The 19,928-nt window shown below is 55.6% G+C and carries 16 protein-coding genes, 1 tRNA gene and 1 riboswitch; of the genes, 7 read left to right on the top strand and 10 right to left on the bottom strand.

The genetic code is table 11. The features are described 5' to 3' along the window. Positions 1 to 115: 115 nt before the first annotated feature. Positions 116 to 994: an MBL fold metallo-hydrolase gene (locus RTU96_RS06680; protein WP_312635707.1), complete on the bottom strand. Its 879-nt coding sequence runs from the start codon at positions 992 to 994 to the stop codon at positions 116 to 118. Then, positions 987 to 1,574 carry a CDP-alcohol phosphatidyltransferase family protein gene (locus tag RTU96_RS06685; RefSeq protein WP_312635708.1) on the bottom strand — a complete coding sequence of 196 codons (588 nt, stop codon included), beginning with the start codon at positions 1,572 to 1,574 and terminating at the stop codon, positions 987 to 989. The genes RTU96_RS06680 and RTU96_RS06685 overlap by 8 nt, the downstream gene beginning before the upstream one ends. 190 nt (positions 1,575 to 1,764) lie before the next feature. On the opposite strand from RTU96_RS06685, the gene RTU96_RS06690 reads away from it, so the two are divergent. Then, a complete protein-coding gene (locus RTU96_RS06690; RefSeq protein ID WP_312635710.1) occupies positions 1,765 to 4,320 on the top strand; it encodes a UvrD-helicase domain-containing protein in 2,556 nt (851 codons plus the stop codon). Between the two features lie 321 nt (positions 4,321 to 4,641). Here the strand turns inward: RTU96_RS06690 and RTU96_RS14745 are convergent, their stop codons facing one another. Then, on the bottom strand, positions 4,642 to 4,845 hold the full coding sequence (locus RTU96_RS14745) for a patatin-like phospholipase family protein (protein ID WP_397356597.1): 204 nt from the start codon (positions 4,843 to 4,845) through the stop codon (positions 4,642 to 4,644). Between the two features lie 425 nt (positions 4,846 to 5,270). Here RTU96_RS14745 and RTU96_RS06695 point away from each other — a divergent pair, with 425 nt between their 5' ends. Further along, the gene (locus RTU96_RS06695; protein WP_312635713.1) at positions 5,271 to 5,555 is read left to right on the top strand and encodes a hypothetical protein; all 285 of its coding nucleotides are present in this window, start codon (positions 5,271 to 5,273) and stop codon (positions 5,553 to 5,555) included. Between the two features lie 540 nt (positions 5,556 to 6,095). Here the strand turns inward: RTU96_RS06695 and RTU96_RS06700 are convergent. Continuing rightward, positions 6,096 to 6,171 (bottom strand) — tRNA-Ala (locus tag RTU96_RS06700). 316 nt (positions 6,172 to 6,487) lie between these two features. Between RTU96_RS06700 and RTU96_RS06705 the strand changes: the two genes are divergently transcribed. Together RTU96_RS06705 and RTU96_RS06710 are read left to right on the top strand one after the other, a co-directional pair. Then, positions 6,488 to 6,670: a hypothetical protein gene (locus RTU96_RS06705; protein ID WP_312635714.1), complete on the top strand. Its 183-nt coding sequence runs from the start codon at positions 6,488 to 6,490 to the stop codon at positions 6,668 to 6,670. Between the two features lie 292 nt (positions 6,671 to 6,962). Continuing rightward, entirely contained in the window at positions 6,963 to 9,011 is a 2,049-nt protein-coding gene (locus tag RTU96_RS06710; RefSeq protein WP_312635717.1) for a methyl-accepting chemotaxis protein, read from the top strand. Between the two features lie 275 nt (positions 9,012 to 9,286). On the opposite strand, the gene spoIIR is transcribed toward RTU96_RS06710, so the two are convergent. From spoIIR to RTU96_RS06725, 3 genes are all read right to left on the bottom strand, one after another. Next, the gene (spoIIR, locus tag RTU96_RS06715; RefSeq protein WP_312635719.1) at positions 9,287 to 9,925 is read right to left on the bottom strand and encodes a stage II sporulation protein R; all 639 of its coding nucleotides are present in this window, start codon (positions 9,923 to 9,925) and stop codon (positions 9,287 to 9,289) included. Between the two features lie 98 nt (positions 9,926 to 10,023). Next, on the bottom strand, positions 10,024 to 10,893 hold the full coding sequence (ispE, locus tag RTU96_RS06720; protein WP_312635722.1) for a 4-(cytidine 5'-diphospho)-2-C-methyl-D-erythritol kinase: 870 nt from the start codon (positions 10,891 to 10,893) through the stop codon (positions 10,024 to 10,026). After that, the gene (locus RTU96_RS06725; protein WP_312635724.1) at positions 10,890 to 11,402 is read right to left on the bottom strand and encodes an SLOG family protein; all 513 of its coding nucleotides are present in this window, start codon (positions 11,400 to 11,402) and stop codon (positions 10,890 to 10,892) included. Before RTU96_RS06725 ends, ispE begins: the two co-directional genes overlap by 4 nt. Before the next feature lie 251 nt (positions 11,403 to 11,653). Continuing rightward, a riboswitch (FMN riboswitch) is annotated at positions 11,654 to 11,800 on the top strand. A gap of 102 nt (positions 11,801 to 11,902) precedes the next feature. Between RTU96_RS06725 and RTU96_RS06730 the strand changes: the two genes are divergently transcribed. Both RTU96_RS06730 and RTU96_RS06735 read left to right on the top strand, forming a co-directional pair. Continuing rightward, entirely contained in the window at positions 11,903 to 12,526 is a 624-nt protein-coding gene (locus tag RTU96_RS06730; RefSeq protein ID WP_293009694.1) for an ECF transporter S component, read from the top strand. Positions 12,527 to 12,594: 68 nt separating this feature from the next. Then, the gene (locus RTU96_RS06735; protein ID WP_312635727.1) at positions 12,595 to 14,514 is read left to right on the top strand and encodes an LTA synthase family protein; all 1,920 of its coding nucleotides are present in this window, start codon (positions 12,595 to 12,597) and stop codon (positions 14,512 to 14,514) included. Between the two features lie 103 nt (positions 14,515 to 14,617). Here RTU96_RS06735 and RTU96_RS06740 read toward each other — a convergent pair whose 3' ends face one another. The 3 genes from RTU96_RS06740 to RTU96_RS06750 all read right to left on the bottom strand — a co-directional run bounded on the left by RTU96_RS06740 (position 14,618) and on the right by RTU96_RS06750 (position 18,598). After that, positions 14,618 to 15,472: an ATP-binding protein gene (locus RTU96_RS06740; protein WP_312635729.1), complete on the bottom strand. Its 855-nt coding sequence runs from the start codon at positions 15,470 to 15,472 to the stop codon at positions 14,618 to 14,620. Positions 15,473 to 15,535: 63 nt separating this feature from the next. Then, positions 15,536 to 17,104: a cardiolipin synthase gene (gene cls, locus RTU96_RS06745; protein ID WP_312635730.1), complete on the bottom strand. Its 1,569-nt coding sequence runs from the start codon at positions 17,102 to 17,104 to the stop codon at positions 15,536 to 15,538. A 69-nt stretch (positions 17,105 to 17,173) separates the two neighbouring features. Next, entirely contained in the window at positions 17,174 to 18,598 is a 1,425-nt protein-coding gene (locus RTU96_RS06750) for a nicotinate phosphoribosyltransferase (protein ID WP_312635732.1), read from the bottom strand. Between the two features lie 238 nt (positions 18,599 to 18,836). Here RTU96_RS06750 and RTU96_RS06755 point away from each other — a divergent pair, with 238 nt between their 5' ends. After that, entirely contained in the window at positions 18,837 to 19,682 is an 846-nt protein-coding gene (locus RTU96_RS06755; protein WP_312635734.1) for a BadF/BadG/BcrA/BcrD ATPase family protein, read from the top strand. The last annotated feature ends 246 nt before the right edge of the window (positions 19,683 to 19,928 follow it).

A 19,928-nucleotide genomic window follows, 5' to 3' on the forward strand; every position in this document is an offset into this window, starting at 1 on the left:
CCGTTTCAGTGTCCAAGCGCTGCTCGTTGGTCTGTGCGCGGGGCTTTCGGTCATATTGAAAGTATCCTGCCCCCTGCCGCCCGCAAGAGACGTGGGGCGCTCGGCTGTAAAAGGTTCATGCTCTATGCCAAAGAAGCCTGCACGCGGAAAACTCCGCCGCCAAGTCCCCTTTGTCGTGGAGATAGGAAAGGTAAGAGCGGATGGTGCTCCCCACCAGCACGTATTGATTGAAATCCATGGTCAACTGATAGCGCTGGAAAATTTTTTGCAAAAGCTCTTCAAAGCAAATCGGTTCCCCGCACAGCTCCACAATCAGCCCGCGGATTTCCAGCACCTTGGCCCGGTTCAACTCCGCCAGAGGGCGGATATCCTCCGCAGGGTCGGCGTGAGCGGGGATAAAGAGACTGCCTTCCAGCGTCCCCAGCAAATCCAAGGTTTGAAGATAGCCCGCCACATCATAGATGAAATTAACATGGTACTTTTCCAGAATGTTTGCGCCAAAAAGACAGTCTGCCAGAAACCACACACCGTCCTCCGTCTGAAAGCCGCACATGTCGAAAAAATGGCCGGGCAAAGGAAGCATTTTCAGCCCCTCCGGCAGAGTTTCCGCCGTCAGGGTCCGGCAATCGCTGGGCTGGGCCAGCAAAAACTTATTGCGGAGTTCCTTGCAGGGATATCCCCCATATAAAAACGACGGCTCCAGAATTGGATACGTGGTGATGGCCGCGTCAATCCCCGGCGCATAGGCGGGAACGCCCAGCCGGGCTTGCAGCAGGCTGTTGCCGCCGTTGTGATCGGCGTTTGCGTGGGTATTGAGAATGCACCCCAGCGTCCAACCCTGCGATTCCAGAACTTTTTGGATTTTGCGGCCCGCGTCCTTATCGCCGCCGCTGTCAATCAGCACCGCGTCGCCGCCATCGGGCTTCCAGATTCCCATTTTGGCAGGGCTTTGAATATAGTACGTGCGCGGGGCGGCCTGAATCAATTCATACATGGAAATCCCTCCTCTTTGAATCAAACACACTTCGTGTATCCGGATGATACCGCCTGCTCAGCAGTTGAATCAACAATTCCTCCCCGGCGGAGACGCACGCCACAGTGCACAACGCCGCCCAAAGCACCTCCGCATTCTGCAAAAACGACAGCAGATAGGGCGCGCAGAACAGCGCCGCCCCGGTGAGCTTGTTCAGCCGCGTGTGATACGCGGCAAAGCGGCGGTACTTATAAAAACCAACGACATAGGCCCCGCACCGTAGCGCCGCCGCCGCCAGAACCGGCCAAAGTCCCCAATTCGGGCAGCGCTCCCTCAAAACCGGAAAAAGCGCGATGAGCGCCGCCGCCAGAAACACGGCATCCGCGACGCTGTCCAGCATGGCCCCTTCCCGGCTCACGGTGCCGGTTCTGCGGGCAACCGGGCCGTCCAGCATGTCCGTGACGCCCGCCAGCGTATAGAGGACATAAAATACCGGAGACAGGGGCGCGGCCCAAGCCAGAGGAAAAGACAACAGGATGCGGCCCGCCGTCAGAACGTTTGCGGGACGCTTCATCAATGAACTCGCGCGAAAATTGCCCACAGATTCCCCTCCCGCTCCTTTTTCATCAGGATATCACTCCAATCAAGCAGCGTCAACAAAAACGGGATTTTATGCCTTTGCTCCAATGCACAGCCTGCACCGGTCAAGCGCGAAATATAAAACCCACGGTTGACCCCGGCCCTATTTTGTCCTAAAATGGATGTTGAGATTATAGAAAACTGGTGAACATATGACTGACTTCAACAAGCGTTTTATTGCCGCCCTGAAAGCCTTTATTTCTCGGGACCTTCGGCGGCTGAATCCTATGCAGCGGCAAGCCGCCATGACCACCGAGGGGCCGCTTCTGCTGCTGGCGGGAGCTGGGTCCGGCAAGACCACCGTTCTGATCCAGCGGGTGTATAATCTGCTGACCTATGGCCGGGGCGGCGACTGCGACGAGGTTCCCGAGGACGCGACGGAGGAGGACCTTCTGTTTTTGGAGCGCTTTCCCGACGACCCGGAGCCGGAGGAACAACGGCGGGCGGTTCGGCTTTGCGCCGTGGACCCGCCCCGGCCTTGGGAGATCATCGCCATCACCTTCACCAACAAAGCGGCGGGCGAGCTGAAAACCCGGCTGGCGGACCGTCTGGGGCCGGAGGCAAACGACATTTGGGCCTCCACCTTCCACTCTGCCTGCGTGCGCATTCTGCGGCGGGATATTGAGCGCATCGGCTTTCAGAAGGACTTCACTATCTACGACACTGACGATTCCAAGCGGGTCCTCAAGGACATTCTCAAAGAGCTGGGCTATGACGAAAAGGCCTTTCCCCCCAGAGATTTGCTGGGCATTATCAGCAAATCCCGGGACCGCTTCGAGACCCCGAAGGAATTCGCAGAGCAGTATCAGAACTCCGGCGACTGGAAAATGACCCGCATTGCCAAGGTCTACGCCAAATACGTGGAGAAGCTCCGCTCTGCCAACGCGCTGGATTTTGATGATATTATTTTCCACACCGTGACCCTGCTGCAAAAAGACAAAGAGGTGCGGGAGTACTACCAGCGCAAATTCCGCTATGTACTGGTGGACGAGTATCAGGACACCAACCATTTGCAGTATCTTCTCACTTCCTTGCTTGCGGGCGGGCGGAAAAACCTCTGCGTGGTGGGTGACGACGACCAGTCTATCTACCGCTTCCGGGGTGCGAACATTGAGAACATCCTGAATTTTGAACAGCAGTACAAAAACGCCCGCACCATCCGGCTGGAGCAGAATTACCGCTCTACCCAGAACATTCTGGACGCGGCCAACGCAGTCATCAAAAATAACTCCGGCCGCAAGGGCAAAACCCTCTGGACGGACAATGGCAGCGGCGACAAAGTTTCTATCCGCACCAGTTACAGCGAAGCGGACGAGGCGAATTTTGTGGTTGGCGACATTATGATGCAGGTAAACCGAGGCCGGAAATTTTCCGAGTGCGCGGTGCTTTACCGCATGAACGCCCAGTCCAACGCGCTGGAATACGCCCTGCGCCGCAACGGAATGCCCTATAAGGTGGTGGGCGGCACCAAGTTCTACGACCGGGCAGAAGTGAAGGATATGCTGGCCTATCTCTGCGTGCTAAACAATCCGCTGGACGACCTGCGCCTGCGGCGCATCGTGAATGTCCCCGTGCGGGGCATCGGCAACACCAGTATAGATAAAGCCTCGTCCGTCGCGGCCCAGCAAGGTATTTCCCTTTACGAAGTAATGCGCAACGCGGACTTGTTTCCTGAGCTGAAAGCCCCCGCCCCGAAGCTTTTGAAGTTCGCGGATTTAGTGGACGGACTGCGAAAGCTGGGCAGCACCCTTGCCCTTCCGGAATTTTACGACGCGGTGTGCGACCAGACCGGCTACGTCCGGGTGCTGGAAGAGAAAAACGACATGGAGAGCCGGGGCAGACTGGAAAACGTGCAGGAGCTGAAATCCAGCATTGCGGCTTTTCTGGATGGAAGTCCCGAGGACCCCACCCTGTCCGGCTTCTTGAATGAAATTGCGCTGTACACAGACTTGGACTCCATGGACGGCAGCGACGACTGCGTGACCCTTATGACCATCCACGCCGCAAAGGGTCTGGAGTTCCCCAGCGTCTACGTGGTAGGCATGGAGGACGGTATCTTCCCCGGAATGAACGCCCTGTTCGAACAGGACGAGCTGGAGGAGGAGCGACGGCTGTGCTATGTGGCCATGACCCGGGCCAAGGAGCGGCTGACCCTGACCAACGCCCGCCAGCGGATGCTGTATGGCCGCACCAGCGCCAACCGCGCATCCCGGTTCTTAGACGAGCTGCCGGAGGAAACCTATGAGTGGTTCGGAAAGCCGGAGGTCCGTGCCGCTTCTTCGGAAAGCGGCGGGAGTTGGGACAATTTTGGCGACTCCCCCACCGGTTTTGGCGACAGCTTTGGCGGAGGATATTCCGGGCGCGCGGACGGGCAATCCGGCGGCTTTGGCGGAGGCTCCGGACGCCCCGGAGGATATTCCGGACGGTCCGACAGCTTCGGTAGTACCTCCCATAAAAGCGGGGGCATTCGCACCTATCGTGACGGCGGCACACCGACCCCGCCTGCGCCGAAAAGAGCAACAGCCCCGTCGGAGACTTTGATGGCGGTGGCGCAAGGTGACACCGTGGAGCATACCGCCTTCGGCAGAGGCGCGGTGCTGTCCGTGCGTCCTATGGGCGGCGACGCGCTGGTGGAAGTGGACTTTGAGGAAAAGGGCGTAAAAAAGCTAATGCTGAAATCCGCCGGTGCGCATATGAAAAAGCTCTGATTCGGTGAATCGGATTAAATTTTCCGCACAATAAAGGGCCCCTCCGCGCGATGCTGATATGCTCCCTTCAAAGTAGACAGTGGAAATAAAAAACCACTGAACATGGGGAAGGGAGCATATCACAAATGCTTTTCTCTCTTTTTCAAGACGATCCACTAATGCCCTCTGATTTTTCCTCAGCTAATTCAGACGATTTAATATCGTCTGAATTAGCTGAGGAAAATTCTTGTAAAATGTTTGATATAATTTGTGCTGATAAGGATTCATAGTCAGGCCGGAGTCCGCATTACGAGTTAAAATAACCACATTTTTTAAAAATCCCTACTTCATCGCGCACTCGACGGGTATCGAATCTGCCAATCCGCCATCCAGGTATTTTTTCTCATCAAGTTCTACCATTTTGGAAAACAGCGGCACACTCGCGGAAGCTTTCCCTAATGTACCGAGCCGATGTGCATCGCGGTTCTCATAAAGATATTCCGCATTTCCGGTAGCGCTGTTTATAACAACAAATTCTGTCTGAATGCCGGAATGAAAAACGCCTGAAAATCAAATGGAAGCTGATTGTAAGGATATTCAAAAAAATGCGGTCCAGATTGATAATGGTTTTCACATGAATCAGTTGCTTCACACCAAAGTACTGATTTTTTGCATCTCTTTGAATCATGCAATTTTTTGTATAACCAATCTGTTGAGCCGCATATCCCAACAGATTGCAGGCCCCCGCGGATACCCCCACTGCATAGAGAAACTTCAGTCTTTTTCCATGAAATAGTCAAGGACACCTGCCGTAAATACTCCTCGAAGTTGACGAAGCACAACTATTAAATTAAATCATCTAAAATAAATTGTGCCCGAATTGGACACGGAGGCTGAATAAAGCCCAGCAATCAATAGCGCCGCCCCGCTGGGGCGGCGCTTGCCATAAGAGGGACCATGCACTGTCCGAAATGCAAAAAGGATATCCGGATGATGGGGTATTTTGCTGTTACTGCGGCAAGGTGCTCATCCGCAAGGAGCGCAAGCGACGGAAGCGCCCTAATGGAACTGGGTGCATCCGCAAAATGACCGACAGGCCCCGTAGGAAACCTTACCGCGTGGAGAAGGGCGAAAAGCGGATCGGGAACTTTCCACCCATGGAGGCCGCCCAGCAATTTTTGGATAAACTAAACAGTAAGCGTCGGCTTGCAGATACAATCAACCTCACTCTGCAGGATGTTTGCGACATCTGGTAAAGATAAAGACTATCCCAAACTATCAGTAAAAAGCAAGGAGATGTATGATCTTGCATGAGGGAAGTTAGCAGATGTCAAGCATATAAAAATGCGAGATATCAGCACAGCCACGATACAAGCATCGGTTGATGTGGAAGTCTCTAAGGGGCGCTCCCGATCAACCCATGAGAGGATGTATTTACAGAGGAGGAAATCAATCTGGTATTATCTGACGCTGCCACCAGCAAGACGTCAAAAATCATTGCTATCTTTTTATATACCGGATTCCGCTTGCAGGAGCTGCTGGACATGTCTGTGAGCGGCGAACATAGCCTGGGTATAGACAATGACACTCTATCCAAAATACTTGGCCACGCTGATTTTGACATTACCAGTGACATCTATATACAAGCCGATATTAATAAACTTCACCAGGAAATGGCTAAGCTAGACCCCTGCGAAGACTGAGCATCTATATGAAAGCTATTGCGACCACATTGCGGCTACTTTTAAAATTTCACAAAAAAAAGTCCTGAAACAGTTATGTTTCAGAACTTTTCTTGGTGGAGAATAGCGGGATCGAACCGCTGACCTCCTGACTGCCAGTCAGGCGCTCTCCCAGCTGAGCTAATCCCCCAGATACTAGTGAGTGCAAATATAAATTTTGATTCTTCAAAGAGAAAGAAAACACCACATACATATGTTTGTGATAATCCCCGAATCCCTTGCCCCGCAACGCTGTGTAGCAACCGCAACACTCAGAACAGTTGTCAGTATAGCAAAGAAAAACGGCTTTGTCAACAGAAAAATCCAAATTTTTTTCGAGGACCTGTTTATCTGTTTTCCCCTTTCCGTCACGGGACGGCGCAGTCCCTTCCCGCCGAAAGGTTTCCTCCCTTCTATGCGGTATAAATTTCCCCGGAAGCGATATACTTCTTCTTGAGGTGATGATTATGGACAACGGAATTTCCTCCGCCATGGCCTTTGGCGCGCTGCTGCGGGACAACCCGGAGGCCGCCCGTATTTACGACGCCTGCACCCCTCAGGAAAAGCAGCGGCTCCTGCTTCGGATTGAAAGCACCCCTGCGGAGAAAATGGAATCTCTTGTCTCCAGCCTGCACTACTCGGATCTTTAGTCCGCGGATTCATCGCATAAAACGCCTGCGGGGCCAATAAGGCCCCGCAGGCGTTTTATTGATGGATAAATAGAAAATTTTGCGCATTTTTTGTTAAAAATAACCATATAAAATTCTTCGTATATACTAAATTTCTTCTATGAAAATGTATCTCTCTGTCTTGTATTGTCGAATTCAAACTGCTATAATAGCCCCACTAAACTTTTCCAATAAACATTGCTAAAGCGCCAGATCCTGCGGCACATACACGGGCTTGCACCTATTTCGATGTTGAAAGGATGGAGAACAGATTATGAAAAGTGTAAAAGAGAGAGCAGCAGCCGTAAGTTCCGCCTCCTTGACTTCTTCTAAAACAGGCCGCAAAAGAGGGCTTGGTATTCAGGCAAAGCTACTGATTACCCTGATTCCCATAATTGCTGTGGTCATCATCGGGATTTTGGTGATTATCCAGTCCGCCGCCTCCAAAATTCTTCTGGAAAGAGGAGACTCCCTGCTGGAGGCCAACACCGACAACGTGGTCAGCATGGTCCAGACGTGGATGAGCGGCGTCACCTCCACGCTGGACGCCCAGCGCGACACGCTGGAATATATGGCTATGACGCCCGAGGAGGAGCTGGCGTACCTTCGCCACATTGCCGGTACTGACGACGACTTCCCCGACGGCCTCTATTTTGCCACCACGGACGGTGCCTTTCTCCATCAGAGCTTCGTTCCCGACGCCAGCTACGAGCCCCGTGAAAGAGTTTGGTATCAAGAGGGCCTGAACTCCGACAGTTTTGTTTTCGGCTCTGCCTATCTGGACATTATCACGGGAATGAATGTGGTCAGCGTCTCCTCCTCTCTGCACAATCAGGATGGCAGCGTTCGAGGCGTGGCCGCCGCGGACATTTACTTAACCGCCCTTTCCGACATCGTGAAGCAGGTGCAGCTTGAGCAGACCGGCAGCGCGTTTCTAGTGGACGCCAACACCGACATGATTATCGGACACAGGGACGACGCCCTTTCGGGTCAGGTCCTCTCCGAGCTTACCGACAATCCCCTCTACTCGCAGGTGTCCCAGTGGATTACGGGGGAAGTATACGGCCTTCAAATCTTTGGCTCCGGCGACGATGCAATCTCTCTGGACCTCAAGCAGGTTCCCGGCTGCAACTGGGTGGCGGTTTCTTATGTCCCCAGAGCGGAGATTTTGCAGGATCTGAATTTCCTGACCACTCTGCTTTCCACCATCGCGCTTGTATCCATTGTGATTCTCATCGCCATGATTTTTATTATAAGCCGTCTGATCGTCATTACCCCTGTAAAGAAGCTGGACGCTGCGGCCCGCCGCATGGCCGATGGTGACTTGACCGTCAAGCTGAACCACCTCTCCGGCGACGAATTCGGCACCCTAACGGCCAACTTCGGAAAAACCGCGGAGCGTCTCCACGACTATGTGGACTATATCGACGAAATCTCCGCCGTTTTGGATGAAATCGCCGGAGGCAATCTCACCTTTACCCTGAAGCGAGCGTATCTGGGCGACTTTGCCCGCATCAAGGCGGCGCTTGAAAACATCTCTGTCTCTCTGAACCAGACTCTGTCGCAGATCAATCAGGCGTCCGATCAGGTTTCCGTAGGCGCGGATCAGCTCTCCGCAGGGGCGCAGACTCTTTCTCAGGGCGCAACGGAGCAGGCCTCCGCCGTGGAGGAGCTGTCCGCCACCATCGATGATTTGGCTCAGCAGGTTCGCGCAAATGCTTCTGCTTCCCGTAAAACCAGCAACGATGTGGACTTTGCCGCAACCCGCATCTCCGAGAGCAACGAGCGGATGCAGCAGTTGATTTCCGCCATGAGCGATATCAACGAGCGCTCTGCCCAGATCAGCCGCATCATCAAATCCATCGACGACATTGCGTTCCAGACCAACATTCTGGCGCTGAACGCCGCCGTGGAGGCTGCCCGCGCGGGTTCCGCCGGTAAGGGTTTTGCGGTGGTGGCGGACGAGGTGCGGAATCTGGCCTCCAAGTCCGCCGAGGCCGCAAAGGGAACCGCCGACCTGATTCAGGCCTCTACGGAGGCCGTCCAACGGGGCAGCGCTCTGGCGGACGACACCGCCGCTTCCCTCCTCTCCACGGTGGAGGACATTAAGGCCGTCACACAGGCGGTGGACCAGATTGCGCAGGCCTCCGACGAGCAGTCTCGCTCCATTGAGCAGGTTTCTCAGGGTGTGGAGCAGATTTCCCGCGTGGTGCAGACCAACAGTGCCACGGCGGAGGAAACCGCCGCCTCCAGTGAGGAGCTGTCCGCGCAGGCTCAGATGCTGAGGGAGCTGGTGGACCGCTTCCAGCTAAAAGACAACTAAGCGGCCCTTCGCTGTAAGCTCCCTCCCCTGCCATCCATTTATATCATTCGCACCGGATGCAGCCATTCTATGCGGCTGCGCATATGTATCCCATATCAGTAACGGCTCCGCCGGAACAGTGTTCCGGCGGAGCCGTTTGGTTATCCCTTACATATTGAAATCACAAATCACAAGGGCGAAAGCTGCAAACCGATAAACGAAAGCTTTATCAATCAGAAGTTTAATGGGCAACATGCCTATGGAAGTCCACAGACATTCCATCTTAAAAGCATTCCTCAGGAAAGCTTCTCTTTTAGCGCTTCCCAAATCTCAATGGACTTGAATTTGATGGCATAGCCGCCCTCGTCCTCGGTGATGAGCTTCACGTCGTCGTCGCTCAGTCCCGCCGACATGGCGGTCTGAGCCAGACTGGTGGTGGAGGCCGTGCAAAGGGGCGGAAACACCACGCACCACCAATTGCGCCCCGCGCCCTCGCCAATTAGCACCCGCAATGCCAGATAATCACCTGCCGGAAGGGTGAAATCCTCGTACTCCCGTGTGGGAAAGGTGGTTTCTTCAAGCTCCGCCGTCACGGCGTAGGTATACCCCTCTGTGGCGATCTCCTCCGCCGCCAAAGTCTGAAGCTCCGGCAAAGCCGCCCGTAGGGCCTTCTCTGCCGACGCCCGGTCCTCCGAAGCTTCCAGAATTTCCGTGGCTCTTTCCAAAAGTCGGTCCCGGACCCGCAGCTTTAAAGCCTGGTCCTCCTCCGAATCGGAGTTAGCAAGAATATGCAGCCGTACCACGCGGTCCGCCAGCTCCTGCTGGCGGTGGAGCGAGGACATCCCCCACACCAGCGCCGCTGCAAGGCCGATCCCCAGCGCGATTTCCAGCACGCGGCCCGTTCGGCGAGCGCGGCGCTCCTTCGTCTTTTCCATACCGTTTCCGTCCTTTACCTTTTACGTTCCCGCCGAAAGGCGGGTGATGTACCGGGCAATCGGCCCGTTTGTAAAAGTTTGGACAGAAACGCAGAATTTCATACCTCCGGCGCGGGCCGGGTCAAAAAGGTCTGGGGATATACCGCTCTCAGCGCATCAAACGCCTCACGAGCCGACGCTTCGTCTTCAAACAGGCCGAACACCGTTGGCCCGGAGCCGGTCATCGCCGCACCTGCCGCGCCAAAGCGGAGCAGCCGGGCCTTAATATCCCCAATCGTCTCCGCCTCCTGCGGCGTGAGGACCTCTTCAAACACATTGACCATCAATTTCGCCAGCGCCCGCAGGTCTTTTCCCAGCAAAGCAGCGTGCAGGGCCTCGTGGTCGGGATGCGCCCGCAGCTTTTCCACCCGCACCCGTCCGAACAACTCCGGCGTGGGCAGGCCGAAGTCCGGCTTACACACCACGATCCGGCAGGGCGGCATAGAGGGCCAATCCGTCAGCCGCTCTCCCCGTCCCTCCGCCAGAGCCGTTCCGCTCCGGACACAGTAGGGCACGTCGCTGCCCACCCGCTCCCCCATGGTTTCCAATTTCCGGTCCGTCAACGCGGGGTGCAGCAGCGTCCGCAGGGCGCGCAAAACCGCCGCCGCGTCGGCGCTGCCCCCGGCCATGCCCGCCTGCGCGGGAATACGCTTTTCAATGGTAATTTCCGCACCGGGCGCAGACCCGGTTTCATCAAAAAATATCCGGGCGGCCAGACCCGCCAAATTGTCCTCCCCCTCTGGCAAATCCGTGCCGGGGACGCGGACGAGAATCTTTCCATCCTCCCGCAGGCGCACCGTCAGCGTGTCCCGCAGGTCTACGCAAATCATTGCCATTTTTAAATTATGATAGCCGTCCTCCCGGCGGCGGAGAATATCCAGCGTTAAATTCAACTTCGCCGGGGCAAAAAGAGTTAATTCCTTCATCATGTTTCCTCCACAATCGGCAAATCCACCACGTCCAGTCCCCGCCGCATGGCATATTCAATGGTATAGCGGGTACCCCCGGGGCTGCCGTCGAACATGGCGATCAGCAGCGACGCGTGATCCACCATATACCGATCCCGGCGCTGCATGCAGCTTGGACTGTACGCGGCGGAAACCACCGTCTCATAATCACACCGGGCAAGCAGCCGCCGATACCGCGCCTGCTCCGCCTCGGACCAGGCGTTTGCCTGCGAGGGACAGGGAATTGCCGCTTCCACCGTCACCTCCGGGTGTCGCTGCTTCAGCTCCAGCACGCATTCGCAGGCATATAGATCGCAGCCCTGCGCCATGCCGCACAGAAAGTGTCCGTATCCTTCCGCATAGGCGACCTCCACCGCATCCAAAAGCCGCATCTTCAGGGACGTGCAGCGAGGGTCGCTCTCCTCATAGCCCCAGGGCAGCTTTCCCGGTCGATGCCCCGTAAAGCAGCAGGCCGACTGTCTTCCCCGCATTCGCGGTTCCCCCCTTTCTCTTTCGTCCCCTCTGGCAAAAAGGACTTTCTCCAGCAAGCTGCGTATTGTGCCAGTAGCCGGACGATATTTCTCAATAGGTATTAGTCTGCACCATTATAGAACAGACGTTCTTATTTGTAAAGTCCAATTTGAAAACCTATAAAAAAGTCGAAAATTTTCTTTTAGGACATATTTCCCTCTTGCACTTTTTTTATCGCCGTCGTATACTAATGGGCAGAAAGCAACTGAATACGTGTCTTCAGGGCGGGGTGCGATTCCCCACCGGCGGTATAGTCCGCGACCGGGCATCCATTGGATGTCCGCTGACCCGGTGCAACTCCGGGACCGACAGTGAAGCCTCCGAAAAAGAGGCACAGTCTGGATGGAAGAAGATCATAGCGGCAGAGCTGCGCCTTGGCGTACTCCTTTGTTGCTTGTTTCACCTTGGGAAGACTCAGTACTCAAGGTGTTTTCAAGACAATTAAAGGAGTGTGTTTTTTATGTCCCAGCCAGAAACCACCACAGCAGGCCGCACCCATGCAAAATCCCGTACCCATCGGCTCACCGTCACCGCCATGCTCAGCACCGTCGCCCTTGTCCTGATGACTCTGGACTTCTCGGTCCCCTTGATTCCCGCGTTTGTCAAGATGGACGTGTCGGAGCTTCCCGCTCTGCTGGCCGCATTTAGTCTCGGCCCGTGGTACGGTGTGGCGGTCTGCTTCATCAAGAACGCCCTTCACCTTCTGCAAACCTCCACCGGAGGCGTGGGCGAGGCGGCAAACTTTATGATGGGCGCCGTTTTTGTGGGTACCGCAGGCGTTATCTATCATCGCTTCGGCCAGCATAAGAGCCGCAAGGGCGCATTGGTCGGCGCGTTGATTGGGGCGGTGTGCATGGCGCTCATCTCCGTGCCTTTGAACTACTATTTTACTTATCCCGTCTACGCCAAGTTCATGCCCATTGATGTGATTCTGGGCATGTATCAGGCTATCCGTCCCTCTGTGAACGGACTTTTGGAATGTCTTGTCACCTTTAACATGCCGTTTACCTTCCTGAAGGGAGTTCTGACCGTGGCGCTGTGCTTTTTGATTTACAAGCCCCTGTCTCCCCTTCTGCACAAGTAAGCGCTTTTCCGGCATGGCAGGCGGTGCAAGCCGCCTGCCATCTCCGCTTTTGAAAGGAGCGTTTTCCCTTGAGCAACGAAACTATGATTCCTCAGACCGAGCCTTCCGGCCCGGAGGAGCTCTCAGCCCCTCCGGAAAAAAAGATTTCCCGTGTGCGCCGGTGGCTTCAAAATGTGCTTCACAACGCCCGCACCCCCGTCCGAATTCTCTTTATGCTGGGACCGTGGGTGGCGTATCTGTGCGTGGAGTATCTGAACGAAAACAACCCCTTTACCGCCCTGAATGCCACCCAGCTTCTTTTTTCCGCCTTCTGGTACTATCTCATTTTCTGGGTGTGCCGGATGCTTACGGGGCGGCTCAAGACCGCCGCGGGCGTAGGCGCGTTTTTTTGTTTTTTGCTGGGGGTTGCGAATCATTATGTTTTGAAGTTCCGGGGACGTATTATTTTCCCTGTGGATTTGATGACGCTGGGCACCGCCGCCAACGTGGCCACCGGCTATGATTTCAGGCCGGATAAAACCGTTTGGCTGGCAGCGGCCATTCTGGCGGTGTACCTGTTGCTGCTGGCCCTGATCCCCAAGCAGATCAAGGGGCGGCAAAAGCTGCGGCGGGTTACGGCTTTTGGTTCTTTGGCGGCCTCCGCCGTCTTTCTGTACGCCTTTTTCTGTACGCCGCTGCTCCCAAGCGTTGGCATCTGGGCGCAGCAGTGGAAAACCCAGCAAAACGGGTTTATGTTGAATTTCATGACCGCTCTGCGGTACAGCTTTGTCTCCGCGCCGGATGGCTACTCTGCGGAGGAGGCCCAAAAAATTGCCGGGGGGACCTTTGCCGGGACCGTAAGCGGAACGGTGTCCGCTGCGCCGCCGGAAAACCTGCTGGTGATTATGAACGAGTCCTTTGCGGATATGCAGGCCAGCTTTCCCAATCTGGAGCTGACGGAGGACCCCCTGCCCTTCCTCCATTCTCTGACGAAAAATACGGTGAAGGGCACGATGATTTCCCCCGTCACGGGCGGCGGCACCGCCAACGTGGAGTTTGAGTACCTCACGGGCGACTCTCTGGCATTTCTCCCCTCCTCCACCGTGGCCTATCAGCTTTATTGCTATGATGGAATGCCCTCCATGGTGTCGCAGATGTCTTCTCTGGGATATCGTTCCGTGGCCTTCCACCCTTATCTCTCCTCCGGCTGGAACCGCACGTCCGTCTATCGTTGGATGGGCTTTGATCGGCAGATGTATCAAGAGGACGTGAGGGAACCCCAGTACATAAGAAACTACATCAGCGACGCGTCGGACTATCAGCAGCTTTACCGTCTCACCGATGAGACGAATGGCCCCCTGTTTGTCTTCAACGTCACCATGCAGAACCACAGCGGCTACTCTCAGGGCTGGAACAATCTGGAGCGTGCCGTGGAGCTGGACGGGGCCAGCAAAGGCTCCTCCGCCGTGGCGGCCCAGTATTTTTCCCTTCTCCGAGAGAGCGACAATGCCATCCGTGAACTGATTGAGCACTACAAGGCTTCCGACGAGCGGACGATGATCGTCTTTTTTGGCGACCATCAGCCTCCCTTGGGAAACGATTTTTATGAGAAGCTATATGGCAAAAAGCTGGACGACCGCACATCGGCAGAGGTATTTCAGCAGTATGAAACGCCGTTCTTTATCTGGGCCAACTACGATCTGCCAGAGCAGCAGGACGTAACCATCAGCGCAAATCTGCTGGGTACGCTGACCATGGATTTGGCGGGGATTCAGCCCACCGGCTACGAGAAGCTGCACCAAAAGCTGCTGGACACGCTGCCAGTCAACTCCACCGTGGGCTTTGGAAAGGCGGACGGCACGCTTCTTGGCGACACGGAGGAGAGCAGCCTTTCCCAAAAGGAGGAACGGCTCTACAACAGCTATCGCATCATGGCCTATAACCACCTGTTCGACGACGGAAATCACCCCAAGGGATATTTCGGGCCGGCTCCGACTCCGGAGGAATGACCCTTCCATGCCCGCAAATCCTTTATAACACAAAGCCGCCGGTTGGCGCGGAGAAGTTTGTCTCCGCCGCCAACCGGCGGTCTTATTTCACTTTTCTTTGCGGTCAAGTCCCCAATTTTCGATCATACAGGTCCAGAAAGGAATATTCCTTTCCCCGGGACTTCACGCCCACCATGGTATCCAGTTGTACCCCGTGGATGGCGGCAAAAATGGACTTCTCCACATTGGGATTGGTCTTTTTCAGCTCCCGGAGCAGGACCTTCATCTCCTGCCGCTTGCTGTGGCCCACCCCGTCATCGGCCGCGTCCCGCTCCTCGGTAAACCGACAGGCACACTGCAAAAATTGCAAGTGGTTGTAATTTTTCCAGGAGATAACGTCCTCCTCGTGGACACAGTACAGCGGGCGAATCAGTTCCATACCAGGGAAGTTTTTGCTGTGCAGCTTGGGCGGCATGGCCTGAATCTGCGCACCGTACAGCAGGCCCATCAGGGTGGTTTCCACCACGTCGGAAAAATGGTGCCCCAGAGCGATTTTGTTGCAGCCCAGCTCCTGCGCCTTGGCATAGAGAAACCCCCTGCGCATCCGCGCACACAAATAGCAGGGATTTCGGTCTGCCTGCACCGTCACGTCGAAAATATCGCTGTCGAAAATCGTCACAGGAATTTCCAGTGCGGCGGCATTCTCTTCGATGAGCCGCCGATTCTCCGGGGCATAGCCCGGGTCCATCACCATAAACGTCAGCTCAAAGGGCCGGTCGGTATGGCGACGAAGCTCCTGCATCAGCTTTGCCAGCAGCATGGAGTCCTTCCCACCGGAAATACATACGGCGATTTTGTCTCCGGGAGCCACCAGCTCATACCTCTTCACCGCCGCGATAAAGGGGTTCCAAAGTGTTTTACGGTACTTTTTGATGATACTCCGCTCCGCGGTTTCACAAGGGGTCAGGTCCTTTGGCATAGTTTTCTCTCCAATATGTGTAAAGTTATCTCACTTGACTGAAAAAGCAGCAAACCGAAGGTATCAAAACCAGATGGCGGCCAGCTTCAGAAGCGACGCAAAAGTCCGCCGGAGCCACGAGCGCTCCTTCCAGTCCTCCATGGTATAAAGGGCGCTCTGGGCCATCACGGCGTCCATGTCCTCCAAAAGTTCCTCCACCACCGGCATATCATAAAGCAGGGCAGCGCTTTCAAAATGGAGCTGGAAGGAACGGTAGTCCATATTGGGGCTGCCTACCAACGCCATTTTCCGGTCCACCAGCACGCTCTTTGCGTGGATAAAGCCGGGGGTGTATTTGTAGATTTTCACCCCATGGCGCAAAAGCTCGCCCCAATAGGTTTCTGCCACTACATAAGCGTATTTCTTGTCCGGAATAGCGGGCATCATCAGCCGCACGTCCACGCCGGAGTCCGCCGCGATGCACAGCGCCTGCTGCATGGATTCCTCCACCGCGTAGTAGGGCGTTGTGATATAGAGAAAGCGGGTGGCCGAAGAAATGAGCTGAAAAAACGTATCCTCCATGGGGTTGTCGGGGTTGTTCAGCGGCCCATCTGTAAATGCCTGACAGAACCCCGGGGTATCCGGCCCCTCCGTCCGGGGACGGTAATAATCGTCCTCGTTGGGTAGAGTTCCGTACATCATCTCCCACATCTGGATAAATTGGGCAGCCAAGGCCCATGCTCCATCTCCTTCAATGCGGACGGCGGAATCCTTCCACCACCCAAACCGCTCGAACAGGTTTGCATATTCGTCTGCCAGATTGATGCCCCCGGTATAGGCCCAGTGTCCATCAATCACCGCAATTTTGCGGTGGTCCCGGTAGTTAAAGTAGATGCGGTTCACATAGCGGTGAACCGGGTTGAAGTCCCGAATTTCAATGCCCGCGTCCTGAATGGACTGAATCATGTCGTCGGAAAAGCGGGTGAGATTCCCGAAATCGTCAAAAATCACATGGATTTCTACCCCGGCGGCGGCCCGCTCCTTCAGTGCGTCCAGAATCCGGTCCCAGATTTTTCCCTCGGCAATGATGAAATATTCCAGAAAGATATACGTCTCCGCCTGCTGGATGTGGCTGATTAAATCATCGAAAAATTCCATACCGTCGCCAAAATATTTGGCGGAAGTCCTGTTGTAAAGCAGAAAGTCCCGCTTTTGGAGATAGGCCGCCACGCGGCCCATGGCCGCGTCCTTCCGGGTGAGCTTTGCCACGTTGTTTTCGCTTTGGCGGCGGGCGCTCTCCCGCTCGGCAGGCGGCGGAACCTTTTTCAGGCTCAAGGTCTTCGCCTGATGGGTGCCGCCCCACAGAAAGAACAGCAGCATACCGGACACCGGCAGCACCAGCAGCAGACACAGCCAGCTAAGCTTATAGCTGGGGCTTCCAGAGCGGAGAAATACGCTCACAGCCATCACCACGCCCATCAACTCCAAAATCGCATAGGCAAGGCTGGCATGCTCCTTCAAAAGCCGCGTCAGCAGCAGCGTCACCACAATCTGCACCAACACCGTGAGCACGCACATGGCAATGCTGGACACGGCGGAAATGCGCCGTTCAATTCTCTGGCTGCGTGCCTGTCTGTCTCCTGTCCGGCGCATAAACCGCTCCCTTCCTGTCAATCCGGCGTCCCGCCTTGGCGGCGTACCGCTGTGCCGACCCCGTCGGCCTCATCTGCTCTGCTTCAGCAGGTCGTGCTGGATGTCCCATACCTTCCGGGACAGGTCCACATAATATTTATGGGGATAGTCGAACCGCTTCACCTCGTCCCACAGCGTGTCCACCTGCTGGGCACAGTATGCCCGGATATCCCGCAACTCCGGCTGGCGGTACACCAACTTTCCTCCCAGATAAATCGGCTCCTGCAACTCCCGCGCAGTGAAATTCGTCAAAGTTTTCCGCTTCCATGTGGCCATCGGGTCAAACAGCTCCAAGGGCTTTGTGTCGTCCAAAACCTCGTCGTGAAGACAGATATAGTCCGCTTCCGCCTTCCCGGTGGCCCGGTCGTACAGCCGATATGTCTTTTTAAAATGGGGGATCGTAATCTTTGCGATATTTTCGCTGACCTTGATTTTTGGAAAGATGTTCCCCTCGTCGTCCTCTACCGCCGCCAGCTTGTACACCCCACCGAACACCGGCTCGCTGCGGGCTGTAATCAGCCGCTCGCCCACGCCGAACATGTCGATTTTGGCCCCCTGCTGCACCAAATCCTGAATCAAATACTCGTCCAGCGCGTTGGACACGGAAATCTCGCAGCCCGGCCAGCCCGCGTCGTCCAGCATTTTCCGGGCCTCCCGCGTGAGATACGCCATGTCGCCGGAATCCAGACGAATGCCGCATTTTTGGATACCTAAAGGCCGCAGCACCTCGTTAAAGGCCCGGATGGCGTCCGGCACGCCGGATTTGAGCGTGTTGTAGGTGTCCACCAGCAGCGTTGCGTTGTTGGGGTAAAGGCGGCAGTAAGTCCGAAAGGCCTCATACTGGCTGTCAAACATCTGGACCCATGCATGGGCCATGGTCCCCCCGGCGGGAACGCCGTAAATCTGGTCGGCAATGGCGCAGGCCGTTCCCCCGCAGCCGCCGATATAGGCAGCCCGTGCGCCGGTGATGGCGCCGTCCGTCCCCTGTGCGCGGCGGGAGCCAAACTCCAGCACCGTGCGCCCCTTGGCGGCCCGGACAATGCGGTTTGCCTTGGTGGCAACCAGACTCTGGTGGTTCACAGCCAACAGCAAAAACGTCTCGATGAGCTGGGCTTGAATGGCAGGGGCCCGGACGGTAATCAGCGGCTCCTGCGGAAAAATGGGAGTTCCCTCCGGGATGGCGTACAAATCGCCGGTGAAGCGAAAGTGCTTCAAATAGTTCAGAAAAGACTCAGAAAACAGCTTCCGTCCCCGGAGATAATGAAGGTCCTCCTCTGAAAAATGCAGGTCCTCGATGTATTCGATCACCTGATCCAGTCCTGCCGCCAGAGCAAAGCCGCCCTGATCCGGCACGCTACGGAAAAACACATCGAAATAGGTAATCCGGTCCTGAAAGCCCGTTTCAAAGTACCCGTTTCCCATGGTCAGCTCATAGAAGTCACAAAGCATGGACATATTGAGTTTCCCGCGGACGCTCATATCGCACCTCAAACGTACTCCGTCAAAAACGGAGGTAATTGCATAGATTATAGCGCTCCCTGCCGGGGAAAGCAATGTTTTCCGCATTTTTCCTCAAAAGTTTGTCGACTCTTTGAATTGACAATCCCACGCTTCTCCCCTATGATACAAGCATATTTTATAATGGCGGACATATGACCGCGCGCCGCGTCCGCACTTGAAAGGAGCCAGAGGCATGGGCCTGATTCTGGGAATCGATATCGGCGGCTCCACCACAAAGATTGTGGGTCTGGACGAGCAGGGAACCGTAATATCCATGCTCCGCGTCCGGGCGGAGGACCAGCTTACGTCGTTATTCGGAGCGCTGGGAAACTATCTTGTCAGCAACCACATGTGGCTGGACGATGTGCAGCAGATTGTGCTCACCGGCGTGGGCGCTTCCTATGTGCAGGAGGATATCCACGGCATCCCCACCTGCCGGGTGGACGAATTTACCGCCAGCGGCACCGGGGCGCTGGCGCTCTCCGGCCAGTCAGAGGGCGTGGTGGCAACCATGGGCACGGGCACGGCCTTCCTCTGGGCAAAGGACGGAAAAGTGGAGCACCTGTGCGGCAGCGGCATCGGCGGCGGCACTTTGGGCGGCCTTTGCCGCAAACTGGTGGGCGTGGAGCGGTTTGGCCAGATCAAGAAGCTGGCCGTTGGCGGGGACCTCTCCCAAGTGGATTTGCGCATCGCGGATATCGTCACAGAGGCCGCTAAAACCCTGCACCCGGACATGACCGCTGCAAACTTCGGCAATCTGGCCGAGGACGCCTCTCCCGCGGACCTTGCCGCCGGAACGGTGAATCTGGTGCTTCAGGCCATCGGCACCATGACGGTGCTGGCCTGCCGCTGCTGCGGGACGGACACGGTCATTCTTACCGGCTCCATGACCACACTGGATCAGGCGGAGCCCGCCTTTCAGGTATTTGAAAAGCTGTACGGCATCCGCTATATCATTCCCGAAAACGCCACCTTTGCAACCGCCATCGGCGCGGCGCTGTGCAGTATCAAGCAAAAAAATTTCGGCAGTTCGGACTGACGCTTTTTCCTCTGCTTCCGGAAACCGCCTTCAGTTCATCCGCGGCCTTCCCTGACGTTCCCGAATCCTTACGGATTTTCCCTTGGCGGCCCTACGTCTCTCTGCTTTTTGTGGAGCCCCTCGCTTTCCACGAATTTTGTGCCTTTTTGCATTTTTGGGACTTTTCCTTAGCTGCTCCATAACTTTCCATAATTGTCTCCCGCGCGGGGGCCTTTTGGCCTCCGCGCTTTTTTGCGCTTGAACATG

The organism is Oscillibacter sp. (genome assembly GCF_032018205.1).
Classification (GTDB): Bacteria; Bacillota; Clostridia; order Oscillospirales; family Oscillospiraceae; genus Oscillibacter.